The 16,524-nt window shown below is 68.1% G+C and carries 12 protein-coding genes; 6 read left to right on the plus strand and 6 right to left on the minus strand.

Features of this window, described 5'->3' with window-relative positions; genetic code table 11:
• Positions 1 to 109 precede the first annotated feature (109 nt).
• The 4 genes from EZ313_RS19835 (at position 110) to EZ313_RS19850 (ending at position 4,921) form a co-directional block, all read left to right on the plus strand.
• Positions 110 to 898: a LuxR C-terminal-related transcriptional regulator gene (locus tag EZ313_RS19835; protein WP_135265040.1), complete on the plus strand. Its 789-nt coding sequence runs from the start codon at positions 110 to 112 to the stop codon at positions 896 to 898.
• 396 nt (positions 899 to 1,294) lie between these two features.
• Positions 1,295 to 2,995, plus strand: a complete 1,701-nt coding sequence (locus tag EZ313_RS19840) for a multicopper oxidase family protein (RefSeq protein WP_135265041.1) — start codon at positions 1,295 to 1,297, stop codon at positions 2,993 to 2,995.
• Positions 2,996 to 3,009: 14 nt separating this feature from the next.
• Positions 3,010 to 3,726 carry an SCO family protein gene (locus tag EZ313_RS19845; protein WP_135265042.1) on the plus strand — a complete coding sequence of 239 codons (717 nt, stop codon included), beginning with the start codon at positions 3,010 to 3,012 and terminating at the stop codon, positions 3,724 to 3,726.
• Positions 3,727 to 3,805: 79 nt separating this feature from the next.
• Positions 3,806 to 4,921 (plus strand): NAD(P)/FAD-dependent oxidoreductase, encoded by a 1,116-nt coding sequence (locus EZ313_RS19850; protein WP_135265043.1) that lies wholly within the window; start codon positions 3,806 to 3,808, stop codon positions 4,919 to 4,921.
• Between the two features lie 25 nt (positions 4,922 to 4,946).
• Here the strand turns inward: EZ313_RS19850 and EZ313_RS19855 are convergent, their stop codons facing one another.
• Positions 4,947 to 5,987, minus strand: a complete 1,041-nt coding sequence (locus EZ313_RS19855) for a quinone-dependent dihydroorotate dehydrogenase (protein ID WP_135265044.1) — start codon at positions 5,985 to 5,987, stop codon at positions 4,947 to 4,949.
• 47 nt (positions 5,988 to 6,034) lie between these two features.
• Here EZ313_RS19855 and rpiA point away from each other — a divergent pair, with 47 nt between their 5' ends.
• Positions 6,035 to 6,706 carry a ribose-5-phosphate isomerase RpiA gene (rpiA, locus tag EZ313_RS19860; protein ID WP_135265045.1) on the plus strand — a complete coding sequence of 224 codons (672 nt, stop codon included), beginning with the start codon at positions 6,035 to 6,037 and terminating at the stop codon, positions 6,704 to 6,706.
• 1 nt (position 6,707) lies between these two features.
• Here rpiA and EZ313_RS19865 read toward each other — a convergent pair whose 3' ends face one another.
• The 5 genes from EZ313_RS19865 to EZ313_RS19885 all read right to left on the minus strand — a co-directional run bounded on the left by EZ313_RS19865 (position 6,708) and on the right by EZ313_RS19885 (position 13,604).
• The gene (locus tag EZ313_RS19865; protein WP_135265046.1) at positions 6,708 to 7,370 is read right to left on the minus strand and encodes a glutaredoxin family protein; all 663 of its coding nucleotides are present in this window, start codon (positions 7,368 to 7,370) and stop codon (positions 6,708 to 6,710) included.
• A 37-nt stretch (positions 7,371 to 7,407) separates the two neighbouring features.
• Positions 7,408 to 9,468, minus strand: coding sequence for a M3 family metallopeptidase (locus EZ313_RS19870; RefSeq protein ID WP_135265047.1), 2,061 nt, complete (start codon positions 9,466 to 9,468; stop codon positions 7,408 to 7,410).
• Between the two features lie 69 nt (positions 9,469 to 9,537).
• Positions 9,538 to 10,389: a bifunctional methylenetetrahydrofolate dehydrogenase/methenyltetrahydrofolate cyclohydrolase FolD gene (folD, locus tag EZ313_RS19875; RefSeq protein WP_135265048.1), complete on the minus strand. Its 852-nt coding sequence runs from the start codon at positions 10,387 to 10,389 to the stop codon at positions 9,538 to 9,540.
• 54 nt (positions 10,390 to 10,443) lie between these two features.
• Complete coding sequence (locus tag EZ313_RS19880) at positions 10,444 to 11,073, minus strand: response regulator transcription factor (RefSeq protein WP_135265049.1); 630 nt, start codon at positions 11,071 to 11,073, stop codon at positions 10,444 to 10,446.
• Positions 11,070 to 13,604, minus strand: a complete 2,535-nt coding sequence (locus tag EZ313_RS19885; RefSeq protein ID WP_135265050.1) for a PAS domain-containing sensor histidine kinase — start codon at positions 13,602 to 13,604, stop codon at positions 11,070 to 11,072. The genes EZ313_RS19880 and EZ313_RS19885 overlap by 4 nt, the downstream gene beginning before the upstream one ends.
• Positions 13,605 to 13,777: 173 nt before the next feature.
• Here EZ313_RS19885 and aceE point away from each other — a divergent pair, with 173 nt between their 5' ends.
• Positions 13,778 to 16,489 (plus strand): pyruvate dehydrogenase (acetyl-transferring), homodimeric type, encoded by a 2,712-nt coding sequence (aceE, locus tag EZ313_RS19890; RefSeq protein WP_135265051.1) that lies wholly within the window; start codon positions 13,778 to 13,780, stop codon positions 16,487 to 16,489.
• The last annotated feature ends 35 nt before the right edge of the window (positions 16,490 to 16,524 follow it).

Consider the following 16,524-nt stretch of genomic DNA (forward strand, 5'->3'; position numbering starts at 1 on the left):
CTGCTCGGCCGTGGCGGGTATCTGACGAATGTTCGTTGGCGTACAGACATGACCTGCGTCATCAACTTACCTTCGCGTCCCTGAGAGGTGGATAAGGAGGGAACCTGGAATGACTGACTATGAGTGCCGCGCGCCCGGCGCAACGCCGACCGTCCCCATCCGCGCGCAGCCAGGCGGATTCGCGATCTTCAAGAACTCACCCTGCGTCTGGCCCGAGAGCATGGCCGGCCAGCCCGACTCGCCGCTTCGCGTCCACGTCGTGGACAGCGACGCGCACGTGCGCGGCGTCATCTCGCAGGAACTCATGGGTGACAGCCGGACAGTCGTGGCGGGCCAGGCGGGCTCGCTGCGCGACGGCAGGCGCCTGGTGCGCGACCTGGGTTTCGACGTGCTGCTCGTCGACGTCGCGCTCTCCGACGGGGCCGGGTTCGATCTGATGGCGCACGCCAAGAGCCTCAACCCCAAGGCCGAGGTGATCGCGCTGTCGAAACACGAGACGGACGATGACGCGATGCGCGCCTTCGAGCTGGGCGCCGCGGGCTTCGTGGTCAAGAACTCCTGGTTCGTGAGCTTCGTGCAGGCCGTCCTGCAGGTGGCCAACGGCGGGGCGGCCATCACGCCGGCGCTTTCCAGGCGGCTCTTGCTCAAGCGTGGCGCGAGCGCTGCGACGCACTCGGTGCCGGGGCCGTCCGGCGAAGTGGTGCGCATCAAGCTCTCGCTTCGCGAACACGAGGTGCTGCGAATGATCGCCAGCGGACTTACGAGCAGCCAGATCGGCGACAAGCTGGCCATCAGCTCCACCACCGTCAACTCGCACGTGAAGAACATGTACCACAAGCTGCACGTGCGCTCGCGCGCGCAGGCCGTGAGCTGCGCGAACACGTGGGGCTTGTTGTAGCCACGGTGCTCCGTCGTCAGGCCGCCCGCATGCCGGGCGGCTTTTTTTTTGCAGCCAGCTAGATCAATCGTGACCGAATGCAAGTGGCGAACGCGGACCGCCGTTTTTTCGACTGTTCTTGCATTTGAAGCGGTGTGGCGGGGAAGGGCGCATGGCGCCTCGCTTGCGCATGGATCGGCAGCGGCCCTCGCGCCAACGCGCAGCAAGCCGGTCAGGCAGATCGCGTGCCTCGACCGGCGTCCAGGCGGCCCGACTCCTCCCCAGAACTTGCTTTTCCGCCCCCTGTCCTCGCGCGAGCGCGAGGCCTAAATTGGTCCGACCGCGCGCTGCGCCCTCGAAGTCAATGGGACGGGCCGGCGCTGCTTCCGACATGAGTCGTACGAGGAGGAGGCGGGCATGACTGATCGAACCGAATCCCGGGAAAAGCTCCCGGTGGATGCGCCGAGAAGCGCATCGAGGCGCCTGTTGTTCAGGACGGCCGGTGCATCCGCGGCGGGCGTGTTCGCCCCGAAGCTGGCCACCGGCCAGGTGCTGCCGCCGCCACGGCCTCCCAGCCCTCCCACGACGCCGTGGGCGGAGGAGTTGCCGGTGCAGCAGCCGAAGTCGCCCGAGTCTTCGCTCAGTCCGACTCCGATCGGCACCCTGGGCGAAGGCGAGGCCGGCCGCGCCGACCACCAGGCGTGGGCCGGCTCCCCCGCGCAGTTGATGTACAAGATCGACGTCAAGGTGGGCTCGCACCGGTTCCACCCGGAGCTGCCCACGCAGGAAGTCTGGGGTTACGACGGCAAGGTGCCGGGGCCGCTGTTCCATGCACGGTATGGACAGCCGATCGTGGTGCGCTTCCGCAACCAGCTGCCGAGCTCCGTTCAGGGCTACGGCTCGCCCGACATCTCGGTGCACCTGCACAACCTGCACACGCCCTCGGAGAGCGACGGCTATCCGGAAGACTGGTTCAGCGCCACCGCGTGCGGTCCGACGCTCACCCGGGCCGGCGAGTACAAGGACTACCACTACCCGATGGTGTACGCGGGCGGCGACTCGAAGGAGGCGCTGGGCACCATGTGGTACCACGACCACCGGCACGACTTCACCGCGGGCAACGTGTACCGCGGCCTGGCAGGTTTCTTCCTGGCCTTCGACGGCCTCGACTCCGGCAACGAGAACGATCCGAACACGGGGGCGCTGCGGCTGCCCAGCGGCGAGTTCGACGTGCCGCTGATGCTGGCCGACCGGTATTTCGACAGCGGCGGCTACGTCTCGTTCGACCAGTTCAACCAGGACGGCTTCATCGGCGACAAGTGGCTGGTGAATGGAAAGGTCCAGCCGTACTTCCACGTCGCGCCGCGCAAGTACCGCTTCAGGCTCCTGGCGGCGGGAACCGCCCGGATCTGGGACCTGCAGCTTCGCTACCAGAACCGAGTCCAGAGCTTCATCCAGATCTCCAGCGACGGGAACCTGTTCGCCTCGCCGGTCCTGCGCAGCAACGTCGTGCTCGGCGCGGCCGAGCGCGCCGACCTGGTCATCGATTTTTCGCGGTTCCCGGTGGGCTCCGAGCTGTTCCTGACGAACCGCCTGAAGCACCTGGACGGCCGCAAGGCGGAGGTCGACCTGCTGCCCACGCCCGACCAGTTGCTCAAGTTCATCGTCGACCGGCCGCTGCCGGGGCCGGACAACAGCCGGGTCCTGAGCAGGCTGCGTGACCAGCCGACGATCGACATGGCGCAGGTGGCGGCCACGCGCAACTTCAACTTCGGACGCTCCAGCGGGGGCTGGACGATCAACGACAGGCTGTTCGACGGCCGGCCGATCTGCACGCCGAAGATGGGCACCGCGGAGATCTGGAACCTGCGCAACACCAGCGGCGGCTGGGCGCATCCGGTCCACATCCACTTCGAGGAAGGGCGCATCCTCAAGCGCAACGGGATCGACCCGCCGGCCTGGGAACGCGGCCGCAAGGACGTGTTCCTGCTCGGACCGAACGAGAACGTGCAGGTGTACCTGCGTTTCCGGGACTTCCCGGGCAAGTACATCATGCACTGCCACAACACGATCCACGAGGACCACGCAATGATGGCCCGCTTCGACATCGTGGCCTGACACGGGGGACTGCCATGACATCTTCGCCTGATCCCATCCGCGCGAGCAGCGCGGCATCGGCGGCAGAAGGCCGCCGCCAAAGCCTGGCCATCCTGGGGGGCGGCATCGCTGCCGCCGCCGGTGCCGGACTGGCCTACCAGCTCGAGCTGGCGCCGGGCGCGCAGCTTCCGGGCGGGAGCCTCGCCGCGCGCGGCCCGCTCGGCAGCATCCCGGACGTGCCCCTGATCACGCACGACGGCCGGCGCGTGCGCTTCCACTCCGACCTGGTGCGCGACCGCGTGGTGTTCGTGAGCATGATGTACACGCAGTGCAGCGAGCGCTGCCCGCCGATGACGCAGAACCTGCGCGCGGTGCAGGAGGCGCTGGGCGACCGCGTCGGCCGGGACGTGTTCATGTACTCGATCACGCTGCTGCCGGAGTTCGACCGGCCGGCCGACCTGAAGGCGTACCGCGAGCTCAACGGCATCGGCCCGGGCTGGACCTTCCTGACCGGCACCAAGGCCGACGTGGAGCGGCTGCGTGTAGCGATGGGTTTCTCCGATCCGGACCCGGCCATCGACGGAGACATCGGCCAGCACATCGGCATGGCGCGTGTCGGCAACGATGCGCTCAACCGCTGGTGCATGACGCCGCTGTCGTTGCAGCCGCACCGGATCCTGGAGGCGCTGATGGCCGTGGACCCGGCCACACGCGCCCGGGGCCGCACGTGGGCCGTCCCGGCGCAGGCCTGAAAGAGCCATCCCGCCGCGGCTTGCGAGCGGCTCGTGTTAACTTGCGGCCCGGTCGCGCCTGCGCGCGGACGGGAGCAGGATGGATCAGGTCGAAGCGGTGGTGGTCGGCGCCGGCGCGGTGGGGCTCGCCGTGGCGCGCGCGCTCGCCATTTCGGGTCGCGAGACCCTGGTGCTGGAAGCGCAGGGCGGCATCGGCCAGGGCGTGAGCTCGCGCAACAGCGAGGTCATCCATGCAGGGCTTTACTACGTGCCTGGCTCGCTCAAGGCCCCGCTGTGCGTGCGCGGCAAGGAGCTGCTCTATGCGATGTGCGCGAGCCACGGCATCGGCCATCGGCGCTGCGGCAAGTTCACCGTGGCCAACAGCGAAGCGGAAGTGCGCGCGCTGCGCGGCTTGCAGGACCGTGCCGCCGCGAACGGCGTCCCCGTCGAGTGGCTCGAGGGTGAGCAGGCCTGCGCCATGGAGCCGGCGCTGCGCTGCATCGCCGCGCTGCATTCGCCCAGCACGGGCATCGTCGACAGCCACGGCTTCATGCTCGCGCTGCAAGGCGACCTCGAACGGGCCGGCGGCATGGTCGCCTTCCGTTCCGCGCTCGATTCGGTTCGCCTCGCGGCGGGCGAGGGCGGGCTGCACGTTCTGCGGCTGGCCGACGGCACCGAACTGGCCACCTCGATCCTGGTGAACTCCGCTTCGCTGCACGCGTGCGCACTCGCGCGCCGCTTCGAGGGGCTGGATGCGCGCTTCGTCCCGCGCGAGTGGTTCGCCAAGGGCAACTACTACGCGCTGGCCGGCAAGGCGCCTTTCAGCCGGCTGATCTATCCGGCGCCGGCCGATGCCCACCTGGGCACGCACCTGACGCTCGACCTCGGTGGCCAGGCCAAGTTCGGGCCGGACATCGAGTGGCTGGACATCCACGCGCCCGAGGAGATCGACTGGACGGTCGACCCGGCGCGCGCCGAGGGTTTCTACGCCGAAGTGCGGCGCTACTGGCCCGGCCTGCCGGATGGAAGCCTGCAGCCGAGCTACAGCGGCGTGCGGCCCAAGATCCACGGCGCGCACGAGAAGGCGCCGGATTTCCGCATCGACGGTCCGGCCCTGCATGGCGTGCCCGGGCTGGTGAACCTGTTCGGGATCGAGTCGCCGGGGTTGACGAGTTCGCTGGCGCTGGCGGAGGACGTGGTGGGGTTGCTTCAGTAGTTCCCCGTCATTCGGGCGAACAACTTCAGCGCATGCGCTTGAGCGCCGAAGCAACTTCACCCACGAGGGCAGGCCCCTTGTAGATCAGGCCGGTATAGATCTGCACCACGTCCGCTCCGGCTCGTACCTTCGAGACCGCGTCCTCGGCGCTCAGGATGCCGCCGACTCCGATGATCGGAAACCCCGCGCCGAGCGCGGCGCGCAATTGCGAGATCACGCGATTGCTGGCGGCCAATACAGGCGCTCCACTCAGCCCCCCAGTCTCCTGCGCATACGGCAGGCCTTGGACGGCCTCGCGCGAGATCGTGGTGTTCGTCGCGATCACGCCGTCCATGCCGTGCCGCCGCAGCGTGGCCGCGATCACGTCGACCTGGGCTTCGTCGAGATCGGGCGCGATCTTCACGAAGACGGGCACGCGCCGGCCGTAGGTCGTGGCCAGCGTCTCGCGCCGCTGCGCGATGGCTCCCAGCAGCGAATCCAGTGCTTCATCGGACTGCAGCGCGCGCAGGTTCTTCGTGTTGGGGCTGGAGATGTTGACCGTCACGTAGTCGGCGTGCGGGTACACGCCTTCCAGGCCAGTGAGATAGTCGCTCGTCGCGTCCTCGATGGGCGTGGCGGCGTTCTTGCCGATGTTCAGGCCGAGGATGCGTCCGCGCTGGCGGAAGGACGAACGCTTCACGTTGGCTAGGAAGGCATCGAGCCCGTCGTTGTTGAATCCCAGCCGGTTGATCAGCGCATGGGCCTGCGGCAGGCGGAACATGCGCGGCTTCGGGTTGCCTGGCTGCGGCCTGGGCGTGACGGTGCCCACTTCGACGAAGCCGAAGCCCATGGCCCCCAGGCCGTCGATGCAGCGCGCGTTCTTGTCGAGACCGGCCGCGAGGCCGACGCGGTTGGGAAAGCGCAGCCCGGCCAGCTCGATCGGATCGTGGACGGCCGGCGAGCTCCAGGCCCGCGCCAGCGGCGTGCCCTGCAGCCGCGCCAGCGATTCCATCGTGAGGTCGTGCGCGGCTTCGGGATCGAGCCCGAACAGGAACGGCCGCGCGAGCGAGTAGGGCAGCAGGGGCATGGATAATCCGTCGCGTTTTCTCTTGTCGAACAGCCGAGGATTGTCGCGTGACCCAGGATGAACTGAAGGCCCTCGTCGGCCAGGCCGCCTTGCAGTACGTCGTGCCGGGCGAGATCGTGGGCGTGGGCACCGGCTCCACCGTCAACAAGTTCATCGAGGCGCTCGCCGGGATGAAGGACCGCGTCCGAGGCGCGGTGTCCAGCTCGGAGGCTTCCACCGCGCGGCTGCGCGCCATCGGCGTGCCGGTGTTCGACGCGAATGAGGTCGGGGAACTGGCCGTCTACATCGACGGCGCCGACGAGATCGACGGCGTCGGCCACATGATCAAGGGCGGTGGCGCCGCGCTCACGCGCGAGAAGATCGTGGCCGCCCAATCGCGGTCCTTCGTCTGCATCGCCGACGAATCCAAGCTGGTGCCGGTGCTGGGCACATTCCCGGTGCCGGTGGAGGTGGTGCCGATGGCCGCAGGCCGCATCGCCCGCCAGTTCGCCGCGATGGGCGCGCGGGCCACGCTGCGGGTGAAGGACGGCGCGCCGCTGGTCACCGACAACGGGCAGCGCATCCTGGATGTCGCCGGCCTCAAGATCGACCAGCCCCTCGCCTTCGAGAGCGAGGTGAACCAGTGGCCGGGCGTGGTGACGGTGGGCGTGTTCGCCCACCAGAAGGCGTCGGTCTGCCTGCTGGGCACGCCTTCCGGCGTGCGCACGATCAAGTTCTAGTTCAGAACGTGATGCCGGCGGGGTTGCTGCCCCCCGGTTGCTGCGGCGCGCGCGCCGGTGCACGAGTCGCCGCGGCGGGCTCGGCTGCGGCGGCCGGGGCCTCCGGCTGGATCGGCTGCGCCATCACCAGCGGGGTCGCCGCGGGCGGACGGTAGCTGGCGGGCAGCAGCGAGTTGCGCGGGTAGCCGGCGGCGTCCAGGAACTGCGACCACTCCGTCTCGGAGTAGCCCTTGAGCTGCTGCGCGCCCACCGTGAGCAGGGGCAGGGCGGGGCTGCCGCCGCTCAGGCGTGCGAACGCCTCGACATCGTCCTGGCTGCTGACCGTCTTCTCGACGAACGGAATGCCGCGCTGCGACAGGTAGCTGCGGCCCGCGCCGCAGGGCACGCAGTTGGGACCGGCGTAGAGGGTGACGGGGTAGCGGCTGGCGACCTGGCGCAGTTCGAACGGCAGCGAGCCGGAGGCGATGGCCCCGCCCGCGCGGCCACCCGCGGCGGCCGCCGGGGCTGCCTTGGCGCCGGTTTCAACGGGCGGCTTGTCGGAGAAGGTGACCTTGCCGTCGGGACCGACGATGCGATAGACCTGTTGCGCGCCCGCCGCGCCGGTGGCGGCAACGAGGGCGAGGACCGCCAGGCGGCCCGCAAGAACGGCTTTCGAAGACGACATCACGAACCCTCTCCTCCTGCTGTTTGGACTGACTCCGTCAGGCCATCCCCTGGTGCCGCAGCAGCGCGTCCAGCGTGGGCTCCCGCCCGCGGAACGCCTTGAACGACTCCATCGCCGCCCGGCTGCCGCCGGACTCCAGGATGGCCTGCCGGTATTTTCGCCCGGTTTCCACGCTGGGTGAACCATCCGCGCCCGCGGTTTCCTCAAAAGCCGCATAAGCGTCGGCAGAAAGCACCTCCGCCCACTTGTAGCTGTAATAGCCCGCCGCATAGCCGCCCGAGAAGATGTGGCTGAAGGTGTGGGCGGTGCGGCTGAATTCCGGCGGCTGCAGGACGGCGACTTCCTCGCGAACCTTGCGAAGCAGCGGCATGAAGTCCTCGGCCGGGTCGTGTTCGGTGTGCAGCAGCATGTCGAACAGCGCGAACTCGATCTGCCGCAGCGTGGCCAGCCCGCTGTGGAAATTGCGCGCCGCCACCATCTTGTCGAACAGGTCGCGCGGTAGCGGCTCGCCCGTCTCCACGTGCGCCGTCATGTGGCGCAGCACGGCCCATTCCCAGCAGAAGTTCTCCATGAACTGGCTGGGAAGTTCCACCGCGTCCCATTCCACGCCGCTGATGCCCGAGACGTCGCGCTCGTTCACGCGCGTCAGCATGTGGTGCAGCCCGTGGCCCGATTCGTGGAACAGGGTGATCACGTCGTCATGCGTCAGGAGCGCCGGCTTGCCTTCCACGCCGTCGGCGAAGTTGCACACCAGGTGTGCCACCGGGGTCTGCAGCTTGCCCGTGTCGGGCCGCTGCCAGCGGGCGCGCACGTCGTCCATCCAGGCGCCGCCTCGCTTGCCGGTGCGCGCGGCCGGATCCAGGTAGAACTGGCCGACGCGCTCGGTGCTCACGTGCCCGCTCGAGTCCTTGTGTTCGCGCTCGATCCGGTAGAACTCGACGCCGGGGTTCCACACCGGCGCGTAGTCGCGGCGGATCACCACCTCGAACAGCGTCTCGACGATCTTGAACAGGCCCGCCAGCACCTTCGGTGCCGTGAAGTACTGCTTGACCTCCTGCTCGCTGAACGCGTAGCGCTCTTCCTTCAGCTTCTCGCCGATGTAGCTCCAGTCCCAGGGCTGCGGGTCGCGGATGCCGAGCTTCTCCGCGGCGAAGGCCCGCATATCGGCCACGTCCTTTTCCGCGAACGGCCGCGCCTTGGCGGCCAGTTCGCGCAGGAAGCCGATCACCTGCTGCGGCGACTCCGCCATCTTGGGCACGACGGACACTTCGCCGAAGTTGCCGTATCCGAGCAGCTGGGCTTCTTCCTTGCGCAGCGCGAGAATCTCGCGGATCGCCTCGGTGTTGTCGTACTTGCGGAACTCCGGCGGCGCCTGGTCGCTCGCCCGCGTGACGTACGCTCGGTACATGCGCTGGCGCAGTTCGCGGCTGTGGGCGAACTGCATCACCGGCAGGTAGCTCGGCATCTTGAGCGTGAGCTTGTAGCCGTCCTTGCCCTCGGCCTGGGCGGCGACGCGCGCGGCCTGCACCACGTCCTCCGGAACGCCATCGAGCTCCTGGAGCGACGCGTAGTAGGCGAAGGCGTCGGTGGCATCGAGCGCGTTCTCGCTGAACTTCTGCGACAGCTCCGCCTGCCGCTCCTGGATGGCGGCGAAGCGTTCCTTGGCCGCGCCCTGCAGCTCCGCGCCCCCGAGCACGAAGTTGCGGATCGCGTTCTTCAGCGCCTGGCGCTGCTCCTCGTTGAGGGTGGCGGGATCGATCGCCTTGTACTTGGCGTACAGGCGCTCGTCCGACCCGAGCCGGGTCCAGAACTCGGTCACGCGCGGCAGCGCCTCGTTGTAGGCGGCGCGCAGCTCGGGGGTGTCGGCGACGTTGTTCAGGTGGCTGACCGCACCCCAGGCGCGGCTCAGGCGTTCGGTGGTGCAGTCCAGGCGGGCCGACAAAGCCTTCCAGTCGGCGGGGAAACCGGGCGCGACGACGGCTTCCAGCGCCGTTTCGCTCTCGGCCAGCAGGGTGTCGACGGCGGGGGCGACGTGTTCCGGCCGGATCTGGTCGAACAGCGGCAGGTCGTGGAAGTCGAGCAGGGGATTGGTGGGCATGGCGCCCATTTTGCGGCACGCCCGCGGCTGTTCAAGCACCCGCGGGATTGCCGATGCTGATGGCCGCGATTACCGGGCTGCGCGCTCGGCCGCTTCGAGCGTGTTCACGAGCAGCATCGCGCGCGTCATCGGACCGACTCCGCCGGGCACCGGGGTGATCCAGCCCGCCACCTGGCGCACGCCTTCGAAGTCCACGTCGCCGCAGAGCTTGCCCTCGTCGTTGCGGTTCATGCCCACGTCGATGACCACCGCGCCGGGCTTGACCATGTCGGCCGTCAGCACGTTGCGCTTGCCGACCGCGGCCACCACCACGTCGGCCTGCAGCGTGTGCGCCTTCAGGTCGCGCGTGGCGCTGTGGCAGATCGTCACCGTGGCGTTCTTCTGCAGCAGCATCAGCGCCATCGGCTTGCCGACGATGTTGCTGCGCCCGATCACGACGGCGTGCTTGCCGCGCAGGTCGAAGCCGATGCTCTCCAGCATCTTCATGCAGCCGTAGGGCGTGCACGGCCAGAAGCCCGGCTGGCCGGTGACCAGCGCGCCGGCGCTGGCGACGTGGAAGCCGTCGACGTCCTTGGCGGGCGAGATGGTCTCGATCACCTTGCTGGCGTCCATGTGCCTGGGCAGGGGCAGCTGCACCAGGATGCCGTGCACCTTCGGGTCGGCGTTCAGGGTGTGGATGCGGTCCAGCAGCGCCGCCTCGGTGAGGTCGGCCGGATAGGTCTCCAGCGTGGCCTTCAGGCCCGTCTCGGTGCTGTCGTTCACCTTGTGCCGCGTGTAGACCTGGCTGGCCGGGTCGCTGCCCACGAGGATGATGGACAGGGCCGGCTGGATGCCGCGCGCCTTGAGCGCTTCGGTGCGGCCGGTGACTTCGGAACGAATGCGCCTGGCCAGCGCGTTGCCGTCAATGAGTTGTGCAGTCATGGGAGGGATGCGCGATGGGCGCCGCGCCGGCGCCCGCGGCGTGCGGGCGGGGCGTCAGGCCTTGGCCGGGTGGTTCTGGCCGAGGGCGATCTTGAGCAGGTCGGCCACCGTGTTGGCGTTGAGCTTTTCCATGATGTTGGCGCGGTGCGCCTCCACCGTCTTGATGCTGATGCCCAGGTCGTCGGCGATCTGCTTGTTCAGGCGGCCGGCGACGATGCGCTCGAGCACCTGCGCCTCGCGGCTCGTGAGCTTGGACAGCAGCGCGTCGCGGCTGGCGGCGCTCTGGTACTCGGCGAAGGCGCCCTTGGCGTGTTCGAGCATCCGTTCGACCAGGCCGACCAGCTCTTCTTCCTTGAAAGGCTTCTGGATGAAGTCCATCGCACCCTTCTTCATGGTGTTCACCGCCATCGGCACGTCGCCGTGGCCGGTGATGAAGACGACGGGCAGGGGCGACTTGCGCTCGATCAGGCGGTCCTGCAGTTCCAGGCCCGTCATGCCGGCCATGCGGATGTCGACGATCAGGCAGGCCACCTCGCGCGGGTCGTAGCGGGAGAGGAAGGATTCGGCCGATTCGAAGCAGCGGACGCGGTAGTCCTTGCCTTCCAGCAGCCACTGGAGCGAGTCGCGCACGGCCTCGTCGTCGTCGACGACATACACCGTGCCCTTTTTCGGAATCAGGCTCATGCAACTACTCCGGCGTCCTTGTTTGCTGCGGAACTGATAGCGCCGGAGACAGGAATCCAGAAGGAGAAGCGGCAGCCGGCGACTTCGCTGCCATTGTAGATGTTCTCCGCCTGCATCCTGCCCTGGTGCGATTCGACGATGCTTCGGCACAGGTTCAGGCCGATGCCCATGCCTTCGACCTTGGTGGAGAAGAAGGCCTCGTACAGGCGCTCCATCACCTCGGGCGCCAGGCCCGCGCCCGAGTCCTGCACCGAGAACTCCACCACGTGCTGGCCTTCGATCTGGCGCGGCACGGCGCGCAGTTCCACGCTGCGGTGCGCGGTGGGACGTCTCGCATGCTCGATGGACTCGGCGGCGTTCTTCAGCAGGTTGACCAGCACCTGCTCGATCAGGATCGGGTCCACCATCAGCTTGGGCAGGCGCGCGGCCACGTAGTGCGACAGGCGCACGTTGCGGCGGCGCAGTTCGATCTCGGCCAGTTCCACCGCTTCGGCCACCATGGTCGCCACGTCCGAGAGCGAGCGATTCGGTTCGCTGCGGCGCACGAAGCTGCGGATGCGCTGGATGATCTGGCCGGCGCGCTGCGCCTGGCGGGCTGTCTTGTCCAGCGCCACCAGCAGGTCGTCCTGGTTGATCTGGTTGGAGCGGATGCGCGAGACCAGGCCGTTGCAGTAGTTGTTGATGGCCGTCAGCGGCTGGTTCAGCTCGTGTGCCACGCTGGAGGCCATCTCGCCCATGGTGATCAGCCGGCTGGCGGCCTGCGCGCGCTCGGCCTGCGCGGCGGCCTGTTCCTCGGCATGCCGGCGCGGCGTGATGTCGGTGGCGATCACCATCTGCGCCAGGCGGCCGTCCACCCAGTTCAGGTAGCGCGAACGCACTTCCAGCCACTTGCCCAGTTCGGGCACGAAGATCTCCGCGTTCTCCGATTGGGCCGTGGTCAGCTGGCCGGTGGGCAGGCCGACGAAGGAGTCGACCTCGTCGAGCGATTCGTCGGTGCGCGGATGGTCCGGCACGCCGGCCTGCGCCACCATCTGCAGGTGGCCGCCCGTGTGCAGCCCGAACCACAGGCGGTACAGCTTGTTGGCGAACAGCAGTTCCTCGCTGCCCAGCGGCGCGACGGACACGGATGCATCCAGCGCCTCCAGCACCGTCGTGAACCGCTCGTAGGAAGCGGAGAGCTGTTCGCGGATGCGGTTCGGCTCGGTGATGTCGGTCATCGACGTCATCCAGCCGGTCTGGTGGCCCTTGGGGTCGACCAGCGGCGAGACGTACATGCGTGCGTCGAACAGCGTGCCGTCCTTGCGCTTGACGCGCACCTGGAAGCCGCCGGGCGTGGTGCGGCCATTGAGTTCGTCCTCCAGCCGCGCCATCAGCTGGTCGCGGTCGGCTTCCGGCCAGTAGGGGAAGGGCGCCGTGCGGCCCACCAGCTCCGCCTCGCTCCAGCCGGTCATCTGGCAGAAGGCGGGGTTGACGTAGGTGATGCGGCCCTGCATGTCGAGCGCCCGCATGCCCGTGAGCATGGAGTTCTCCATCGCCCGGCGGAAGTTGGTCTCGGCGATCAGGGCCTGCTGCGCCTGCATGCGACGGCGCGTGTGGCGCCAGTTGCCGATCAGCATCCAGGCCGTCATCGCGCTCAGGGTTCCCACCAGCCAGAACAGGCCGCTGCCGACCACGCCCAGCGAAGTGCGGTAGGCCTGGGCCTTGAGCACCAGCCCGTTGCCCACGGGCGAGACCGGCACTTCGTATTCATTGGCCTGCGGCGCGGCCCACGCGAGCAGCCGGCTGGCGGTGCCGCGCCCGGGCAGCACCTGCCCGGCCAGCGCGCGGCCCTTCGCATCCAGCAGCGACACCGCGTAGCGGGCCGAGACCTCGGCGGGCACGCCGTACCGCAGCAGGCTGTCCACCGAGTACTCGGCGAGGATCACGCCGCCGAAGCGCGCGTGTTCGGCGAGCGGCACGTGCAGTTGCAGCAGCGGCGCGTTCTCGCCCGCGAGCGGCGGCTGCGAGTACACCGGCTGCTGCAGGTCGCGCACGAGCGAGAAGGTAGTCTCCGTTTCGCCGGGACGCAGCACGTCGCCCGCGCGGCGCTGCTGCTGCGCGGGCACGCTCGGGCCCGCATAGGCGGCCTGGATGCGCCGGCGGTCGTCGATCCAGGCCAGGGCCTGCAGCTCCGGGTACTGGATCACCATGGTCTCGGCGCGTCCGACGAATTCCTCCGGATCGATCTCCTTGTTGGAGATGTCGCGGGCGATCCGCATCAACTGCTCCTGGCGTTCGAGCAACCGCAGGCGCAGGCGCTGCTGCGCGTATTCCACGTCGCGCCGCACCGCTTCCTGCTCGCGGTCCATCTCCTCGAGGCGCAGGTACCAGAACGCGGAAATGATGGCCGCGAGGAACAGCAGCACCGCGGCCAGGGGCGCGAGCATCGCGTAGCGATCCTGCCGCCCCGGCGTCTGCCGCCGCCACCAGCGGCGCAGCCACGGGACCGGCGCCACGGCCTCGTGCAGCTCGGGAAGGGTGCTGTCTTGCATCAGCGTCAGAGTGTAGGTGAGCGTCAGAAGTGCTCTTAATTCATTATGTGAAATTAGACGGCACGATTTGAAAAAGACCGGGTCCTGTGCGACACTCGCCGCGGCCACGCCGGCCTGCGAAGGTCAGCCGTATGGCGCGTACTAAATTAGCCCCCGAAAGAAGGAGACAAACCATGTCAGCCCAGCCCGACAACATGTTCGGCGCGGCCGCGAACGACGCGGACGTGCAGGAGACCCGCGAATGGGTCGATGCCCTGTCCGCGGTCATCGCCGCCGAAGGCCGTGAACGGGGGCATTTCCTGCTCGAACAGTTGCTGGAGCAGGCTCGGCAGGAGGGCATCGACATGCCCTTCTCGGCCACCACCGGTTACGTGAACACCATCGAGCCGCAGGACGAGGAACGCTGCCCCGGCAACCTGGAGATGGAGGAGCGGCTGCGCGCCTACATGCGCTGGAACGCCATGGCGATGGTGGTCAAGGCCAACCGCCTGCATCCGGAAGACGGCGGCGACCTGGGCGGCCACATCAGCTCCTTCGCTTCGCTGGCCACCATGTTCGGCGCGGGCTTCAACCATTTCTGGCACGGCGAGAGCGACAACCACGGCGGCGATTGCCTGTACATCCAGGGCCACAGCTCGCCGGGCATCTACGCCCGAGCGTTTCTCGAGGGCCGCATCAGCGAGGAGCAGCTGCTCAACTTCCGCCAGGAGGTGGATGGAAAGGGCCTGTCGAGCTATCCGCACCCGAAGCTGATGCCGGAGTTCTGGCAGTTCCCCACGGTTTCGATGGGCCTCGGTCCGTTGATGGCGATCTACCAGGCGCGCTTCCTGAAGTACCTGCACGCCCGCGGCATCGCCAACACCGAGAACCGCAAGGTGTGGGTGTTCTGCGGCGACGGCGAGATGGACGAGGTGGAGTCGCTCGGCGCGATCGGCGTGGCGGCGCGCGAGAAGCTGGACAACCTGATTTTCATCGTCAACTGCAACCTGCAGCGGCTGGACGGCCCGGTGCGTGGCAACGGCAAGATCATCCAGGAGCTCGAAGGCGAGTTCCGCGGCGCCGGCTGGAACGTGATCAAGCTGATCTGGGGCAGCTACTGGGACCCGCTGCTGGCGCGCGACAAGGAAGGCATCCTGCGCCAGATCATGATGGACGTCGTCGACGGCGACTACCAGGCGATGAAGGCCAACGACGGCGCCTTCGTCCGCAAGAATTTCTTCGGACGCCACCCGAAGGCGCTGGAGATGGTGGCCAAGATGAGCGACGAGGACATCTGGCGCCTCAACCGCGGCGGCCACGACCCGCAGAAGGTCTATGCGGCCTACCACAAGGCGGTCAACACCAAGGGCCAGCCGACGGTGCTCCTGATCAAGACGGTCAAGGGCTTCGGCATGGGCAAGGCGGGCGAGGGCAAGAACATCGCCCACCAGGCCAAGAAGCTGACGGACGAGGACATCCGCGCGTTCCGCGACCGCTTCAACATCCCCATCCCCGACGAGAAGCTGGCCGACATCCCGTTCTACAAGCCGGAGGAACACACGCCGGAGATGCAGTACCTGCACCAGCGGCGCAAGGCGCTGGGCGGCTACCTGCCCAAGCGCCGCGTGAAGGCCGACGAGCAGCTGAAGGTGCCCGCGCTGGACGCTTTCAAGGCGGTGCTGGAGCCGACGGCGGAAGGGCGCGAGATCAGCACTACGCAGGCCTACGTGCGCTTCCTGACCTCGCTGCTGCGCGACAAGGAACTGGGTCCGCGCGCGGTGCCGATCCTCGTCGACGAGGCGCGCACCTTCGGCATGGAGGGCCTGTTCCGCCAGATCGGCATCTACAACCCCGAAGGCCAGAAGTACACGCCGCAGGACCGCGACCAGGTGTCCTACTACAAGGAAGACCAGTCCGGGCAGATCCTGCAGGAGGGCATCAACGAGGCGGGCGGCATGGCCAGCTGGATCGCCGCGGCGACGTCGTACTCGACGAACAACCGCATCATGGTGCCGTTCTACATCTACTACTCGATGTTCGGCCTGCAGCGCGTAGGCGACCTGTGCTGGGCGGCGGGTGACATGCAGGCGCGCGGGTTCCTGCTGGGCGGCACGTCCGGCCGCACGACCCTGAACGGCGAAGGCCTGCAGCACGAGGACGGCCACAGCCACATCCTGGCGCAGACCATCCCCAACTGCGTGAGCTACGACCCGACCTTCGCGCACGAGCTGGCGGTGATCATGCACGACGGCCTGCGGCGCATGGTGGAGAAGCAGGAGAACGTCTTCTACTACATCACCCTGCTCAACGAGAACTACCCGATGCCGGGCCTGGTGGCCGGCACCGAGCAGCAGATCATCAAGGGCATGTACCTGTTCAAGCCGGGCGCGAAGAAGGCCAAGGCGCCTTCGGTGAACCTGCTGGGGTCGGGCACGATCCTTCATGAATCCATCGCCGCGCAGGCGCTGCTGGAAAAGGACTGGGGCGTGTCTGCCAACGTGTGGAGCTGCCCGAGCTTCAACGAACTGGCTCGCGACGGCCAGGACTGCGAGCGCTGGAACCTGCTGCATCCGGGCGAGACGGCGCGCACGCCGTTCGTGTCGCAGCAGCTCGAGCCGCACGCAGGTCCGGTGGTGGCGTCGACCGATTACATGAAGGCTTACGCCGAGCAGATCCGCCCCTTCGTGCCCAAGGGCCGCAGCTACAAGGTGCTGGGCACGGACGGCTTCGGGCGCAGCGATTTCCGCAGCAAGCTGCGCGAGCACTTCGAGGTCAACCGCCACTACGTGGTGGTCGCGGCGCTGAAGGCGCTGAGTGAGGACGGCGCCGTGCCGGCCGCCAAGGTGGCCGAGGCGATCCGCAAGTACGGGATCAAGGCCGACAAGATCAATCCGCTCTACGCCTGACCGGCGGCCGGCGGCTCACAAGAACAAACAGGAGA

Origin of the sequence: Ramlibacter henchirensis, assembly GCF_004682015.1 — a bacterium.
Lineage (GTDB): Bacteria > Pseudomonadota > Gammaproteobacteria > Burkholderiales > Burkholderiaceae_C > Ramlibacter > Ramlibacter henchirensis.